Source organism: Agreia sp. Leaf283 (assembly GCF_001422485.1).
Classification (GTDB): domain Bacteria; phylum Actinomycetota; class Actinomycetes; order Actinomycetales; family Microbacteriaceae; genus Agreia.
Window position 1 is genome coordinate 897,485 of the sequence record NZ_LMNF01000001.1, and the last position, 14,685, is coordinate 912,169.

Consider the following 14,685-nt stretch of genomic DNA (forward strand, 5'->3'; position numbering starts at 1 on the left):
CACATCTTGGAGGGTCTTCACATGCCGCATCTGCTCGTCACCGGCGGCGCCGGCTTCATCGGCAGCGAGATCGTGCGCCAGGCTCTGGATGCCGGATGGTCGGTGCGCGTGCTCGATTCGCTGCGGGCCGACGTGCACGAGACGGCCCCGGAGCTCGAGCCCCGTGCCGAGTTCGTGCTCGGCGACGTGCGCGATGAGGAGACCGTGGCGCGTGCGCTCGACGGCATCGACGCGGTCTGCCACCAGGCCGGCAAGGTCGGCCTCGGCGTCGACTTCTACGACGCCCCCGACTACGTCTCGTCGAACGAGCTCGGCACCGCCGTGCTGCTGGCCGGCATGACCCGCGCCGGTATCGATCGCTTCGTGGTGGCCTCGTCGATGGTGGTCTACGGCGAGGGCGACTACCGCAACGCGGCCGGCGAGGCCGTGCGTCCTCCCGCCCGCGCGGTCGCCGACCTCGAGGCAGGACGCTTCGAGCCGCTCGATCCGGCCACAGGTGACCCCCTGCTTCCCGGCCTCATCACCGAGGACGCTCCGCTCGACCCCCGCAATGTGTACGCCTCGTCGAAGCTCGGCCAGGAGTACCTCGCCACCTCGTGGGCGCGCTCCGCCGGCGGACGGGCCATCGGCCTGCGCTACCACAACGTCTACGGACCGGGCATGCCGCAGAACACCCCCTACGCCGGGGTGGCCTCCCTGTTCCGCTCGGCACTCGCTCGAGGCGAGGCTCCCCGCGTCTTCGAAGACGGCGCCCAGCGTCGGGACTTCGTTCACGTAAGCGACGTGGCAGCGGCGAACCTGGCGGCCATCGACGCGACGGCGGTCCCTGAGTCGGCGTCGACCTTCCGCGCCTTCAATGTGGGCAGCGGTGTCGTGCACACCATCGGCGACATGGCCGCCGCGATCGCCCGCGCCTCGAACGGCGCCGAGCCCGTGGTCACGGGCGAGTTCCGCCTGGGCGACGTGCGCCACATCACGGCGTCGAGCGAGAGGATCGCCCGCGAGCTCGGCTGGCGGGCCGCCGTCGACTTCGACGCAGGAATGGCCGAGTTCGCCACGGCCCCGCTGCGCTCGGCCGCCTCATGACAGACACCGACGCGGTCGACGTGCCGCAGGCATCCATCGCCCTGGTCGACGTCGTGCTGCCGTGTCTCAATGAGGCGGCGGCTCTGCCCTGGGTGCTGTCGCGGCTGCCCGAGGGTTATCGCGCCATCGTGGTCGACAACGGCTCGACGGATGCCTCGGCCGAGATCGCGCGCGCGGCCGGCGCCACGGTGGTCGCCGAGTCCCGGCGCGGCTTCGGCGCGGCAGCCCACGCCGGCCTGCTCGCCGCGACGGCGCCGATCGTGGCGTTCTGCGATGCCGACGCATCGATGGACCCGTCGATACTGCCCGTACTCGTCAAGCGCATCACCGATGGCCGGACCGAGCTGATCCTCGGTCGACGAGTGCCGACCACCCGGGGAGCGTGGCCGCTGCACGCGCGCTTCGCGAACCGCGCCCTGTCCTTCCTGATCAAGCGTCGAGCGCGCATAGCTATCAAGGATCTCGGTCCCATGCGCGCCGCGAACCGCGAGGGCCTGCTGTCGCTCGACCTGCGGGATCGCCGAAGCGGCTATCCACTCGAGATGCTGCTGAAGGCATCCGCCGCCGGCTGGCGCATCGAAGAACTCGACACGCCCTACAGCCCGCGCGTCGGACGATCGAAGGTGACCGGCACGATCCGCGGCACCTACATCGCGGTTAAGGACATGTCGAAGCTGCTGCGCGAAGTGCAGTAGCCGGTCGGCTGCGTCGACTTGCCGCAAAATGCTGCAGAATGCGCCGTCGCAGCGCGTTTTGCGGCAAGTGGCGTACCGCACCCGGCACCGCATAGCGCAGATCGTGGTTAATAGGAATCCGATCCGGCCTTCGCGACGAAGTACATACAGTGGCCGATAAGGCTCACTCGATACTGTGCCTCGCTATAGAGACCAACCAGGAGACCAAGCCAGGAGGCCTCATGCTCACCATCGCCGTCATCGCCAAGGAATGCATCCCCGGACGCGTCAAGACGCGGCTGCACCCGCCGTTCTCACTCGAGGAGGCCGCGGAGATCGCGGCGGCGAGCCTCGGTGACACGCTCGACGTGGTGCGCAGCGTGCCCGCCGACCGGCGCATCCTGTTCTTCGACGGCAGCAACCCGCCCGCAGAAGCCGACGGTTTCGAGATCCTGCAGCAGAACGAGGGAACGCTTGATGCGCGCCTCGGCTATCTCTTCGATTCAGTCGAGGGGCCCCTGCTCATGATCGGCATGGACACTCCGCAGGTGAGCCGGGCCCTGCTCAGCCCCGTCGTAGAGCGCTGGCACGACGACATCGACGCCTGGTTCGGTTTCGCCAGCGATGGCGGATTCTGGGCCCTCGGCATGCGCGAGCCGAACGGCGACCTCATCCGAGGTGTGGCCATGTCGGAGGCCGAGACGGGCCGCGACCAGTTGGAGCGCCTGCTCGAGGCCGACCTCCGCGTGAAGCTGCTCGCCGAGATCAATGACGTCGACTCCATCGACGACGCCCGCGAGGTGGCGGCGATCGCCCCCGACGGCCGTTTCGCCGAGGTGTTCGATCGCGTCAGCCTCCGCGCCGGCGTGCGCGAACCGCTGCTCGATCGACGGGTCTAGGGTGACACCGTGAGACGCCTTCTCGCATTGACGCAGCAGGCTCTCGCCGCGCCCCCGCGCAATCCGCGCATGGCGGTCGTCATCGGTCGACTCCTCGCGATCGCGTTCCTGCTCTGCTTCGGCACCGGCCTCTACAGTCACTTCCTGCAGGAGCCCGAGCCGTGGATGCGGTTCTCCACGGTGCCCGCGCAGCTGTATCAGGTGACCCAGGGCATCCACATCACCGCCGGAATCGCCTGCTTCCCCCTGATTCTCGGCAAGCTCTACACGATCTATCCGCAGCTGTTCCAGACGCCTCCGGTGAAGGGCCCGCTGCACCTGCTCGAGCGCGCATCGATCGCGCTGTTCGTCGGCGCATCGCTCGTGCAGATCACGATCGGCCTGCTCAACACCTACCAGTGGTACCCGTGGAACTTCGGCTTCCGGCAGGTGCACTGGGCGCTCTCGTTCGTGGTCATCGGCTCCCTCGCCATCCACATCGCGGTGAAGCTGCCCATGATCACCCGGTTCTGGACGCGCAACTCCGAGGGCACTCGCGAGCTGCGCGGCGAGACGGCCGACGGCGAGACGCCGACCGAAAAGACTCCGGATGCCGTGGGCACGCCGGTCGGCGGCGTCACCGGCCGCGTCTTCCGCTGGATCGACGGCTCGCCCGCCGCCGAGCCCGCGGTCAGCCGACGCGGCTTCGTGACCGCCGTCGGAGTCTCGACCGCGACGGTCGTGGCGCTCACCGCGGGCCAGTCGTTCGCGGCGCTCAGCCCGTTCAACATCTTCGCGCCGCGTGTGAAGGGAACGGGCCCCGCCGGCCTGCCGGTGAACCGCACGGCCAAGGCGGCACAGGTGCTCGATACTGCCGTCGCGCCGGACTGGAGCCTGACCATCGCCAACGGATCGCGCACGATCTCGATGTCGCGCGCGGAGCTGCTGGCCCTGCCGCAGACCACCGTCGACCTGCCCATCTCGTGCGTCGAGGGCTGGAGCCAGATGGCCACCTGGAAGGGCGTGCGCCTGCGCGACCTGCTCGACCGGGTCGGGGCCGACACCTCGCAGGGACTCAAGCTCACCAGCCTCGAGAAGAAGGGCGGCTACCGGGTCACCCAGATGGGCCCGGAGTACGCCTTCGACGCATCGACCCTCGTGGCGCTCGAGGTCAACGGCGAGACCCTCGACATCGACCACGGCTACCCCGCCCGCATGATCGCGCCGGGCCGACCCGGTGTGCTGCAGACCAAGTGGCTCAGCAGCCTGGAGGTCGAGGCATGAAGCCCACACGCATGACCATCGTTCGCATCGCGCTGATAGCGATCGGCCTGGCCGGCCTCTTCGCCGGTGCGGTGATCCTGGTGCAGAAGGAGCGCCCCGACCAGATCCTGGGCGTCATCGTGTGGATCGGCGCCGCGATCATCGTGCACGACGGCATCCTGTCGCCGCTGCTGCTGCTCGTCGACGTCTGGATGCGCCGCGCCGGTCGCCGCATCCCCTACGCCGTGCTCGCCATCATCCAGGGCGGCGTGGTCGTGGGGGCGATCATGAGCATGCTGGTGCTGCCCGAGATCTACAAGAAGTCGATCGGAACCAAGAACCCCACGATCCTTCCGCTGGACTACGGACTGAACCTCGCCCTCTTCTGGGCCGCGGTCGCCGTGCTCACCGCGGCGGCCTGCGCCCTGTACCTCCGTCGCAGCCGCCGCCGCGCGCACACTCTGCCCGCCACCGCATCCTGACGCCGAAGTGCGGAAAAGGGCCGCTTCATTCTCGATCGAAGCGGCCACTCTCCGCACTTCAGTGACGCTGGCTGCTGAGCGGAGCCGCTCCAACTCAGGAAGAACCGGGTTCTGACGCCTGTCAGCGCCGTGACCCTTCGGTATTTCCTTCGTCGGAGCGGGTGCGCCCGGCGATCAGACGTTGCGGGCGCGCAGGGGAACGAAAGCGAGTGACGCGCTCGATCTGCCGGACAGCGTGAGGATCATCATCTCGTCGGTCAGGCGCGGTCGCGACAGCGAGACGGCGCCTCGATAGGTGCCCGGCTGTCCCGGCACGGGGCGCAGGATGTGACCGTCGGCCCACACCTGAACGGTCGAGGTGCTGGCGTCGCCATCAGCCTCATCGTCGGCGATCCGAACCTCCACCTGCCACGACCGACCGACCGCCTCGACGAAGACGGATGGTTCGGGTACCGCGGCGCCGTCGCCCGATGGACTCGCACTCGCCGCCACCGGCTCGATCTGGTTGCTCGGCAGGGTCGGTGTCAGGAACGCGGCCTGCCGCCTGCGCGTCGACTGCTCGTAGGCCGACGCGTAGTCGAGCAGCGCGTCGTCGCTGTAGGCGGCGCCGGCGAAAGTGAGGCCCACGGGCATCTGGATGTCTGACATGAACCCCATGGGAACGGTCACGGTGGGAATCCCGAGGTGCCGGATGACCCGATTGCCGTTGGAGTAGACGACCCCGTTGCGCGACGCCGCCTCGAGGCTCTCGGGACGACTGAATAGGTCGTCGCGTCCCACGTCGCCCGCGGCGGGGAAGACCACGACGTCGAGCTGCTGCTCGGTCATCCAGTCCTCGAAGTCCTGCTTGCGCGCACTCTCGAGCCCCCGCAGCAGGTGATCGAGGCCGGGCACCTCGTCGTAGCTCGCGGGCAGGCCCTGCTTCACGAGCTCGGCGAGGCGCTGCCAGTCGAAGCCTCCGCGTGCGCGGGTGATCCACACCGGCACCGGGGCGTCGCGGGTGGGGAACACGGTGTCGCCGTCGACGTCGGCCCAGCTGCTCAACGTCGGGTCGGCGTTCTCCCGCAGGAACGCATCGAGTGCCATCGCCGTGATCGGGCCGCCCTCGAGGGCGCGCCAGTTCGCCGGAACGAGTCCCCGGTCGGCGAGCCCCTGCGCTCCCGGGCGGTCCTCCTCATAGTTCGACACCACGGGAAAGTCCACAGCCACGACCTCGGCGCCGAGGGCCTCTAGGTCGGCGGCCGCGCGATCCCACAGCGCCCGCACGCTGGGTCGCACGACGGGCGGGTCGAGGGGCACGGGGTCTTCGCCGATGTACAGCCGGGGCACACCGATGCGCAGGCCGTCGAGCCGCTCTCGCCGAGGTCGCGACACCGGATGCGGCAGCACCGACTCCGGCGCGGGGAGGACGACCGCGCTCTGCTGCCGCCAGAAGTCGCCCGTGGTGTCGGGGTCGTCGACGGCCAGCACGTCGAGCAGCAGCAGCAGGTCGGCGACGCTGCGCGTGTGCGGCACGACGACGTCGCAGCTCGGGCGCAGCGGCCAGTTCCCTCGGATCGACAGCACCCCGCGCGACGGCGTGTACGCGACCAGGCTGTTGTTCGACGCCGGAGCTCGCCCCGACGACACCGTCTCCTCTGCCATGCCGAAGGCGCACATGCTCGCCGCCGTCGCGGTGCCGGATCCGGCCGACGAGCCCGAGCCGTAGGCGGCCGTGAGGAAGTGGGGATGATACGGACTGCGCGCGTAGTCGTAGACGCCGGGCTGGATTCCGCCCGCCGCCATGGGCGGCATGTTCGTCTTGCCGAGCAGCACGGCTCCGGCCGCGCGCAGCTGGGCCACGGATGCCGCGTCGTCGGTCGCGACCAGCTCGGCGAGGGCGGGGCTGCCGGATGCGACGGTGAGGCCCTTCACCTTGTAGCTGTCCTTGACCGTGAACGGGATGCCTTCGAGCGGGCCGGCCTGGCCCGCGCTCCGACGGCGATCCGACTCGGCGGCCTGCTCGAGGCAGCTCGGATCGAGCACGGCGATGGCGTGCAGGCAGAGCCCCGTGCGGTCGTAGTAGGCGATGCGGTTGAGGTAGGCGCAGACGAGCTCGACGCTCGTGACCGCACCCTTCTCGAGCAGCTCGCGCATCTCGACGATGCTCAGTTCCACAACATCGATTCGTTCCATCGTGTTCGCCCTCCGTCGCGTCCATCCTCTCAGCAGCACGGCACCAATTTGAGAGCAGACCAAACCACCTTCGTGAGGGTGCCGAATCATAGGCACCTGCCAAACACGACAGCAAAGAAGAGGAAATCATCATGAACAAGTTCACGAAAGCCACCCTCGGCCTCGCAACGGCCGGCATCCTGGCCGTCTCCATGGCCGCCTGCTCCACGACTTCTGAGACCACGGACTCGACCTCGTCGTCGCCGTCGTCCTCTGCCGAGTCCACCCCGACGCCGGTCGCGTCGATCCCCGAGCTCACCGGTGTCGACACCGCCGTGCTCCTCGACGCCGACTTCGCCGCCGCCCTCACCTTCTGCCGAGTCCACCCCGACGCCGGTCGCGTCGATCCCCGAGCTCACCGGTGTCGACACCGCCGTGCTCCTCGACGCCGACTTCGCCGCCGCCCTCACCAGCCTCGGCCTGACCCCCGGCACCGTCGGAACCGCGACCCTCGTCGACGGCTCGCTCATCTTCCCCATCACCGGTGGAAACGTCGACTACTACGACCCCAACGAGTCCTACCGCCCCTACGTGCAGGGAACCATCGAGCACGAAGGCTCCGGCTTCTCCCTCACCGCCGGCGACACCGTCGTCGACCTGACSAACTTCACCATCGACCCCGGCACCTCCAAGCTCTACGGTGACGTCAGCGTCAACGGAACCGTCGCCGTCGAGCAGGCCCTGCTCTTCGACCTGTGGGGTGGAACCCTGAAGCCGCTGCAGACYGGCCCGAACGACACCGCCATCCTCGAGGGCACCACRGTGCACATCTCYGCCGACGCCGCTGGCCTGCTGAACGACACGTTCAAGACCGACGCCGTCAAGGCCGGCCTCCTCGTCGGAATCGCCAAGATCACCGTCAACACCAAGTAACACCCCCTCGTTCGTCGAGCCTGTCGAGACGCACACCCTTCGACAAGCTCGGGCTCGGCATGGGCGACGTCAAGCTCACGGCGGTGATCGCCGGNTCAAGACCGACGCCGTCAAGGCCGGCCTCCTCGTCGGAATCGCCAAGATCACCGTCAACACCAAGTAACACCCCCTCGTTCGTCGAGCCTGTCGAGACGCACACCCTTCGACAGGCTCAGGGAACGAACCTCGTTCGTCGAGCCTGTCGAGACGCAGCCCCTTCGACAGGCTCAGGGAACGAACCCCGTTCGTCGAGCTGTCGAGACGCACACCCTTCGACAGGCTCAGGGAACGAAGAATGGCCCGCCACATCAGTGGCGGGCCATTCTTCGTGTGCGGTCAGCTAGTCGAGGTTGACCTTGGCGTTCTCGCTGCCGCCTCCGACGGAGCCGGTGACCTTCGACTTCACGAAGCTGATCACCGAGGCGATGCGGCCCCCGGGGCTGTCCCAGTACTCGGCGCCGGAGGCGGAGAATTTGACCAGGGTCACATTCGGGTCCTCGGGGCCGTCGGGGAACCAGGCCTCGACGAACGGGTTCCAGTACTCCTTGAGCCGGGCCGGGTCATCCAGTTGCTTCGCCGTTCCGGTCAGCGAGACCCATGTGTCGTTCGAGGCGAACGAGACTCCGGCCACGGGGTTCACCTCGAGCTCCGCGACCTCGTGGGAGTCGCGGGCCACGATGAACCAGAGGTCGCCGTCGAACTCGGCCTCCTGCACGGTGAGGGGGCGCGCGACGAGTTCGCCGAGCGTGTTGACGGTGGTCACCATCGCGAAGCGGAAATCCTTGATGAGCTCGGCGACCTTGGCGACGTCGGCGGGTGAATCGGACATGATATTTGTCTCCTTTTGTAGGTACTCGTCCAGCTTCATGCAGTGCGCGAGAGCACGACAGGGGATAGACTTGAGCCTGCAAGGGGAGTATTCCCGCACGGCTGACTCGTCAGTACGGATCCATCGACGGGTTCCGGGCAGCCGGCCTTCAGATCTCTGAGGGTGGAAGAGACCTTGGTCCGACTACACCCGAACGTGGAGTTACCCCTATGCAGATCACCCCTCTCATCTGGCTGATCACTATCGCCGTGACGATCGCCTTCTTCGTCTTCGAATTCTTCGTGCACGTGCGCAAGCCGCACGAGCCCACCATCGCCGAGTCCGCTCGCTGGTCGGTCTTCTACATCAGCCTCGCCCTGCTCTTCGGTGTCGGCATCGGCATGGTCTCCGGCTGGAACTTCGGCGGCGAGTACTTCGCCGGCTACCTCACTGAGAAGGCACTGTCGATCGACAACCTCTTCGTCTTCCTCATCGTGATGACCGGATTCGCCGTCCCCAAGGCGTTCCAGCAGAAGGTGCTGATGATCGGCATCATCATCGCGCTCATCATGCGCGGCGCCTTCATCGCCGTGGGCGCCACGTTGATCGAGAACGTGTCGTGGATCTTCTACATCTTCGGCGCCCTGCTGCTGGTGCTCGCCTACCGCCAGGCGTTCAGTGACCACGAGTCAGACCCGGCCAACGGCAAGATCGTGAAGTTCGCCCGCAGGGTGCTGCCGATCACCGACGACTACCACGGCGACAAGATCGCCGTGAAGATCGACGGCAAGCGCTTCTTCACACCCATGCTTCTCACCATCGTGGCCATCGGCTTCATCGACCTGGTGTTCGCGGTCGACTCGATCCCCGCCATCTACGGTCTCACCAACGAGGCGTACATCGTCTTCACCGCCAACGCTTTCGCACTCATGGGTCTGCGCCAGCTGTACTTCCTCATCGGCGGCCTGCTCGAGCGCCTCGTCTACCTCGCCCAGGGCCTGGCGGTCATCCTCGCCTTCATCGGCGTGAAGCTCGTGTTCCACGCCCTGCACGTCAACGAGCTTCCGTTCATCAACGGCGGTCAGCACGTGGAGTGGGCGCCCGAGATCCCGATCTGGTTCTCGCTCGTGTTCATCGGCCTCACCATCGCCGTCGCCACGGTGCTCAGCCTGCGCAAGACGCGCGGCGACGCCCGACGAGACGAGGTCGAGGTCGCCGAAGACGCGAAAGAGGGCCGGCTCTAGACCGCAGGGCCGCTCGCGCGGAGCGCATTCCGGATGCGTGCCACGACGACGGCGCGCGCGTCGCGCCCCACGACGGTCGGCAGCAACGGGAACACGTGCACCTGCCCGACTCCCTCGTGATAGTCGAGCTCGACCCCGGCGCCCGCCGCCTTCTCGACGAGGAGACGGGCGTCGGGGTTCAGCACGTCGCGCGTTCCCGAGAACAGGGTGATCGGACCGAGGCCCGTGAGATCGCCGAAGAGCGGGCTCACGACCGGGTCGAGCAGATCGCGGTCACCGCGCCAGTACTCGGCCAGAACCTTGCCGCCCGGGGTCGCGAGCCACGGATCGCTGGGCTGAACCCGCGGGATCTCGGGGTTGCTCCACGTGAGATCCAGGGCCGGTGAGATGAGGATCGTCTGGGCGAGAGTGATATCGTGGTCGTCGCGCAGGGCGAGGGCCGCAGACAGCGAGATCTGGCCGCCCGCGGAGTCGCCCGCGATGCTCGCGCTGCCGAAGCGATCGATGTTGCGTCGAACGAGATCGACGACGAACGCCGCAGTGTCGGCCGCCGTTCCGAAGGGGATCAGCGGGTAGATCGGGAGGGTGACGGTGGTGTTCGCCTCGGCCGCGATCTGCGCCGCGAGATTCCAGTGCTGGCTCACGATCTCGTTGACCCAGCCGCCCCCGTGCACGTAGACGAGGCTGCCGACCGGCGTTCCGACGCGCGGCGCGACCGTGTACACGGGCCAGCCGTCGCGATGCTCGACGTCGACACGAACATCCGGATGCAGGCGGCCGGGCGGGGCGTACGACGCCGGCCTGAGCTCGCGGGCGCGCACGTGGCGCCTGGCCTCGTCGGCCGAGACGAAGATGCGGTTGGCGCGCGCGAGTCGCAGGGCGGGAGCGACAATGCCGCTCGGGAGGGTGACCATGACTCCTATTGTGGAGTGCGTTCCTGTGCTGCCGCGTCGAGGTCGCGCAGGTAGTCGGCGTTGCCGCGGAGGGCGGGTTCGTAGCGGTCGATGTCGGGCGAGTGGATGCGATCGGCCGCCAATGAGAGCAGCTCGGCGACGGCCGCATCGCTGCGTGACGCCGCGTGCAGCGAGAGCGCAAGGAACACGCGCACCGAGTCGGAGTCGGGGTAGTCGGAGCGCGCCTCGCGGAGTATGGCGATCGACTCGTCGAAGAGTCCGAGGTTTCGCAGGGTGCTGCCGTATTGCAGCAGGCAACGACGGCGCGTGTCGCCCTGCAGGCCGGCGGTGAGGGCGCGTTCGTAGAAACCGCGAGCCCGTTGCTCGTCGCCCGCGGTGTCGTAGGCCCCGCCGACCTCATAGATGGCTTGGGGGTGATCGGGATACCTCGCCAGCAGCTCGGTGAAGTACTCGATCGTCGGGGCCATGTCGTCGCGGTCGCGACGCGCGTATCCCTCGGCGATCGCCGCGTCGAGCTCGGTCTGCGTCTCGTCAACCGAAGACAAGCGCGTCTCCCGTTTCGAGCAGCGACTTGAGGCTCGAGAACACCATCGGCCACCCCTCGGTGACTCCGGCGAGGATCGCGCTGCCCGAGGTGAAGCCGGTGTGGGTCACCGTGAGCTTCGCCTGCGCGCCGAACGGCTCGACGTCGAACGTCGCGGTGGAGCGTTCCTCGGCTGCCATGGAGGCGCCGAGATCGTCGTCGTCGCCGACCGCGAGCACGAACTCGTCGGTGATGGTGTGCCAGGTGAACGAGAGGCGATGCGGAGCCTCGGCTTCGAGGATCACCTGCTCGGGGTCTGCGATCGTGGCGCCGGCGACCTGCCAGGTCATGCTCGACCCCGGCATCCAATCGGTGATGTGTGTGACGCCCCAGAACTGGCTCGCCGACGACGGATCGGTGATGGCCTGCCAGATGCGTTCCGGAGTCGCGCGAATGTAGATCGTGTAGGTGAATGATTCGGCTGACATGCTCCCGACGGTAGCGGATGCGCGCGGGCGCCGACAGAGAGCACCGGATGTCGGTGGCCGGGTCGACACTGTGCGCATGACATTCCTGACCCCTCCGATAGATATCCTCCTGCAAGCCTTTTTCGATACGAAAGTGCAGCGCGCGAAACCGGAGAGGAGGCAGCGTCTGGGCGACGTCGACGCCCGGCTGCGTCAGTACCTCGAGACCGAAATACCGAGTCGGCTGTGCTCGGACTGCCAAGCCCTCATCGTCGCGGAGCGACAGTTCGACCCGCACAATGTCGTGGCTCGACTGTTCGACGCGGGCGTGCTGCTCGCCGCATTGCCGGGATTCCTGGCGCCGCATCGTCTTGCACTCGATTCAGCAGCCAGACGAACTCAGTTCGAGGTCGTTCGAGGCCTCGGCCGCATGCTCGTCAACGACGAACTGGTCGACGTAGACGACTACGAGGCGTTCGAGGCCGCCATCTCAAGGGTCGTCCAGCGCCCTCCCTACCGCGGTCGTCGCCGGTGGTGACAGGGCGCTGGTGATGCGTGCGCGAGCGACGTAGTCTTCCGCCATGCCAATACAATCCTCTGCCTCGAGAATCGGGGCCCTCGAGCCCGGTGAGATCTTCGTCTTCGGTTCGAACGCGAGCGGGCATCACGGCGCCGGCGCCGCGGCGCAGGCGCAGCGCGACTTCGGCGCCGTGTGGGGCGAGGGCCATGGGCTGCACGGCCAGTCGTATGCGATCGACACGATGAGCGGACTCGGTGTTCTCGAGCGCGAGATCGGCACGTTCGTCGAGTTCGCCGAGACGCGCCCCGAGCTCACCTTCCTGGTCACCGAGATCGGCTGCGGCATCGCCGGGTACACGCCGGCCGAGGTGGCGCCGCTCTTCGCGCGTGTGCCGTTGAACGTGCGGCTGCCGGAGTCGTTCGTCCGTGAACTGAACCCAGGCCGGTAGGGGCGGGCGTCAGACCCTGATCGTCGACACGGGGTAGTCGAGGATCCTGTCGTCGGAGGTCACCAGTGTGAATCCCTCGGAGAGTGCCTGAGCAACGAGCATTCGATCGAATGGATCGCGGTGCAGGTCAGGCAGGCCTGCGAGCACCGCAGCATGCGCGGCTGTAATGGGCAGGTCGACATAACCGTTCGCCTGGAGCCCTGAGCGCAGTGCCTCCACGTCGACATCGAAGTCGGGTCGCGCAAGCGAGTTCTTGATCGAGATCTCCCAGTGCGTGGCGGCGCTGACGACGAGTGCGTTCTCGGAGGACTCCAGCAGTGCGCGAGCTCGTGGCGTCAGGCGAGGGCTGTCGGTGGCAGCCCAGAGCACCACGTGCGTGTCGAGTAACAGCCTCATTCGTCAGCGGAGAACATCGCCGCGATGTCGTTTTCGGCGAGAGTGTCTGTGTCATCGGGAAATACGGCCGTCGATGAGAGAAAGCCGATTCGTCGCTGAATGACGTGCTCAGCGGCACTCAACGACACGAGCTTTGCAACAGGTCGGCCCGCTTTGGCGATGATGATCGCCTCGCCTGCTTCGGCAGCTGCCACGAGGCGTGAGAAGTGTGTTTTGGCATCGTGCATGTTCACTGTTCTCACGGCACTCCTCTTCCTCAGCTTAGTCCGGTTAGCCTAGTCCGGTTCGCTGCGAGTGCCGTGCTGAGTGGCTACAGTGGAATCTGTGAGTTCCTCTTGGTCATCGGCGTCGCCTCTCGGGCGTGAGGGGGTTGCCGGCGGTTTTCTCGCCGGCATCAGATAGCCCCGTTCCTCAGCCGCTTGCGTTCGACGCAGGCGGCCAAGCGGTGTGCGAACCGGCCGAGGCCGGGCACGTTCTGTGTGCGCACGCCGTCCGAATGGACATCCACCCGACGGCTTCGAGTCGCGGGTCGACACTGATTGGCTACTCATCATGTTTTCCCTGAACGAAAAAACCATCCGCGACTCGTTCGTGAACGCGTCCCGTAAAGAACTCTCCGACCTCACACTGCCCGAGGACTTCGCCGAGATCGACTGGGCGAAGCTCGACTACTTCGGCTGGAACGACCCGAAGCGCCCCCGTCGCGCCTACGTCGTGGTTCCCGTCGGCGACGTCGCTATCGGCGTGCTGCTGCGGCGGGCCGACGCGAAGCCCGCATCCCGAGCTCAGTGCTCGTGGTGCCAAGACGTGCAGCTGCCCAACGACGTCGTGTTCTTCAGTGCCCGTCGCGCGGGCGCGGCCGGGCGCAACGGCGATACCGTCGGAACGCTCGTGTGCTCGGAGTTCGAGTGCTCGCGCAACGTGCGCAAGCGCCCGACCATGGCGTACATCGGCTTCGACATCGAGGCCGCGCGCCTCGATCGCATCGCAACGCTGCAGATCCGCGCGGCCTCCTTCGCAGAAGACATCAGCGCGACCGCCTGACACGCCCCGCGCGCTGAGGTGCGGGAATCGGTCGCTTCGGCACAGGTCGAAGCGACCATTCTCCGCACCTCGGTGGCGTGTGGCGGCGTCACGCCCGGTCGCGGCGCTCCTGGTGCATCTCGGCGAGCATGCGGTCGTGGAGTTCCGACTCCGACGAGTCGTTCGGGTCCATTCCGAAGAGCCACGTGAGGCCGCGCAATCCTCGGTTGTCGGTGCCGATCAGTGCGATCGAGATCGTCTCGCGCGCATCCGCCTCGCCGCGTGCCCAAACGAGGGTCTCGGTGAACGTCGCATCCGACACGTCCATCGTGCGCACGGCGCCGTCGGGAACGGTCGCGAAGTAGACGCGGAAGAGCGAGGAGTGCTCCTCCCACGTGCTGTCGCGCTCGTCGGAATCCACGATATTCATGGCGTCGAGCCTAGAGGGGCGGCATCCGACGGACGTACCCTTGCAGCACGAGACAAGGAGGTCGTCGTGACGATATCGCGCCTGCTCGCCCAGATGACGGTGAGCGATTCCGCGCAGTCCATTCCCTGGTACTCCCTGCTGTTCGGGCGCGGGCCTGACGCGCATCCCATGGACGGACTCGTCGAGTGGCACCTCGCCGACACGTTCGGCGTGCAGGTGTGGGTCGAGCCCGAGAGAGCCGGCACCTCGTGCATGGTGCTCGACGACGACGATCTGGATGCGCGGCTTCGGCTGCTCGACGGTGCCGGCATCGAGAACGGCGGCATCAGACCCGCGTCGTCCTCTCGGATCCTGCCCGTCGTCGACCCCGACGGCAACCGCATCGTGTTCACGGGAAAGTAGC

The 14,685-nt window shown here is 67.3% G+C and carries 19 protein-coding genes; 11 read left to right on the forward strand and 8 right to left on the reverse strand.

Features of this window, described 5'->3' with window-relative positions; all coding sequences use genetic code 11:
* Positions 1-21: 21 nt before the first annotated feature.
* The 5 genes from ASF51_RS04015 to ASF51_RS04035 all read left to right on the forward strand — a co-directional run bounded on the left by ASF51_RS04015 (position 22) and on the right by ASF51_RS04035 (position 4,383).
* Complete coding sequence (locus ASF51_RS04015) at positions 22-1,086, forward strand: SDR family NAD(P)-dependent oxidoreductase (protein ID WP_055925492.1); 1,065 nt, start codon at positions 22-24, stop codon at positions 1,084-1,086.
* A complete protein-coding gene (locus tag ASF51_RS04020) occupies positions 1,083-1,781 on the forward strand; it encodes a glycosyltransferase family 2 protein (protein WP_055925495.1) in 699 nt (232 codons plus the stop codon). Before ASF51_RS04015 ends, ASF51_RS04020 begins: the two co-directional genes overlap by 4 nt.
* A gap of 221 nt (positions 1,782-2,002) precedes the next feature.
* Complete coding sequence (locus ASF51_RS04025) at positions 2,003-2,659, forward strand: DUF2064 domain-containing protein (protein ID WP_055925498.1); 657 nt, start codon at positions 2,003-2,005, stop codon at positions 2,657-2,659.
* A gap of 9 nt (positions 2,660-2,668) precedes the next feature.
* Positions 2,669-3,922 (forward strand): molybdopterin-dependent oxidoreductase, encoded by a 1,254-nt coding sequence (locus tag ASF51_RS04030; RefSeq protein ID WP_055925501.1) that lies wholly within the window; start codon positions 2,669-2,671, stop codon positions 3,920-3,922.
* Complete coding sequence (locus ASF51_RS04035; RefSeq protein WP_055925503.1) at positions 3,919-4,383, forward strand: hypothetical protein; 465 nt, start codon at positions 3,919-3,921, stop codon at positions 4,381-4,383. Before ASF51_RS04030 ends, ASF51_RS04035 begins: the two co-directional genes overlap by 4 nt.
* A gap of 174 nt (positions 4,384-4,557) precedes the next feature.
* On the opposite strand, the gene ASF51_RS04040 is transcribed toward ASF51_RS04035, so the two are convergent.
* The gene (locus ASF51_RS04040; RefSeq protein WP_055925506.1) at positions 4,558-6,558 is read right to left on the reverse strand and encodes an amidase; all 2,001 of its coding nucleotides are present in this window, start codon (positions 6,556-6,558) and stop codon (positions 4,558-4,560) included.
* A 300-nt stretch (positions 6,559-6,858) separates the two neighbouring features.
* On the opposite strand from ASF51_RS04040, the gene ASF51_RS04045 reads away from it, so the two are divergent.
* Positions 6,859-7,470 carry a hypothetical protein gene (locus ASF51_RS04045; RefSeq protein WP_235497128.1) on the forward strand — a complete coding sequence of 204 codons (612 nt, stop codon included), beginning with the start codon at positions 6,859-6,861 and terminating at the stop codon, positions 7,468-7,470.
* A gap of 379 nt (positions 7,471-7,849) precedes the next feature.
* Here the strand turns inward: ASF51_RS04045 and ASF51_RS04050 are convergent, their stop codons facing one another.
* Positions 7,850-8,338, reverse strand: coding sequence for a pyridoxamine 5'-phosphate oxidase family protein (locus ASF51_RS04050; RefSeq protein ID WP_055925512.1), 489 nt, complete (start codon positions 8,336-8,338; stop codon positions 7,850-7,852).
* A gap of 209 nt (positions 8,339-8,547) precedes the next feature.
* Between ASF51_RS04050 and ASF51_RS04055 the strand changes: the two genes are divergently transcribed.
* The gene (locus tag ASF51_RS04055; protein ID WP_055925515.1) at positions 8,548-9,561 is read left to right on the forward strand and encodes a TerC family protein; all 1,014 of its coding nucleotides are present in this window, start codon (positions 8,548-8,550) and stop codon (positions 9,559-9,561) included.
* On the opposite strand, the gene ASF51_RS04060 is transcribed toward ASF51_RS04055, so the two are convergent.
* From ASF51_RS04060 to ASF51_RS04070, 3 genes are read right to left on the reverse strand one after another with little or no spacing between them, the layout of a single operon-like run.
* A complete protein-coding gene (locus ASF51_RS04060) occupies positions 9,558-10,475 on the reverse strand; it encodes an alpha/beta hydrolase fold domain-containing protein (RefSeq protein WP_055925518.1) in 918 nt (305 codons plus the stop codon). The genes ASF51_RS04055 and ASF51_RS04060 overlap by 4 nt on opposite strands.
* Positions 10,476-10,480: 5 nt before the next feature.
* Positions 10,481-11,020 (reverse strand): tetratricopeptide repeat protein, encoded by a 540-nt coding sequence (locus ASF51_RS04065; protein ID WP_055925521.1) that lies wholly within the window; start codon positions 11,018-11,020, stop codon positions 10,481-10,483.
* Entirely contained in the window at positions 11,007-11,486 is a 480-nt protein-coding gene (locus tag ASF51_RS04070) for an SRPBCC family protein (protein ID WP_055925524.1), read from the reverse strand. The genes ASF51_RS04065 and ASF51_RS04070 overlap by 14 nt, the downstream gene beginning before the upstream one ends.
* 133 nt (positions 11,487-11,619) lie before the next feature.
* Between ASF51_RS04070 and ASF51_RS04075 the strand changes: the two genes are divergently transcribed.
* Together ASF51_RS04075 and ASF51_RS04080 are read left to right on the forward strand one after the other, a co-directional pair.
* Entirely contained in the window at positions 11,620-12,003 is a 384-nt protein-coding gene (locus tag ASF51_RS04075) for a hypothetical protein (RefSeq protein ID WP_055925527.1), read from the forward strand.
* A 43-nt stretch (positions 12,004-12,046) separates the two neighbouring features.
* Positions 12,047-12,433: a hypothetical protein gene (locus ASF51_RS04080; RefSeq protein ID WP_055925530.1), complete on the forward strand. Its 387-nt coding sequence runs from the start codon at positions 12,047-12,049 to the stop codon at positions 12,431-12,433.
* A gap of 9 nt (positions 12,434-12,442) precedes the next feature.
* Here the strand turns inward: ASF51_RS04080 and ASF51_RS04085 are convergent, their stop codons facing one another.
* Both ASF51_RS04085 and ASF51_RS04090 read right to left on the reverse strand, forming a co-directional pair.
* Positions 12,443-12,829, reverse strand: coding sequence for a type II toxin-antitoxin system VapC family toxin (locus tag ASF51_RS04085; RefSeq protein ID WP_055925533.1), 387 nt, complete (start codon positions 12,827-12,829; stop codon positions 12,443-12,445).
* Positions 12,826-13,071 carry a type II toxin-antitoxin system Phd/YefM family antitoxin gene (locus ASF51_RS04090; protein ID WP_055925536.1) on the reverse strand — a complete coding sequence of 82 codons (246 nt, stop codon included), beginning with the start codon at positions 13,069-13,071 and terminating at the stop codon, positions 12,826-12,828. Before ASF51_RS04090 ends, ASF51_RS04085 begins: the two co-directional genes overlap by 4 nt.
* 310 nt (positions 13,072-13,381) lie before the next feature.
* On the opposite strand from ASF51_RS04090, the gene ASF51_RS04095 reads away from it, so the two are divergent.
* On the forward strand, positions 13,382-13,873 hold the full coding sequence (locus tag ASF51_RS04095; protein ID WP_055925539.1) for an FBP domain-containing protein: 492 nt from the start codon (positions 13,382-13,384) through the stop codon (positions 13,871-13,873).
* 88 nt (positions 13,874-13,961) lie between these two features.
* Here ASF51_RS04095 and ASF51_RS04100 read toward each other — a convergent pair whose 3' ends face one another.
* On the reverse strand, positions 13,962-14,282 hold the full coding sequence (locus ASF51_RS04100; protein ID WP_055925541.1) for a hypothetical protein: 321 nt from the start codon (positions 14,280-14,282) through the stop codon (positions 13,962-13,964).
* Between the two features lie 66 nt (positions 14,283-14,348).
* On the opposite strand from ASF51_RS04100, the gene ASF51_RS04105 reads away from it, so the two are divergent.
* Positions 14,349-14,684, forward strand: coding sequence for a VOC family protein (locus ASF51_RS04105; protein ID WP_157411999.1), 336 nt, complete (start codon positions 14,349-14,351; stop codon positions 14,682-14,684).
* The last annotated feature ends 1 nt before the right edge of the window (position 14,685 follow it).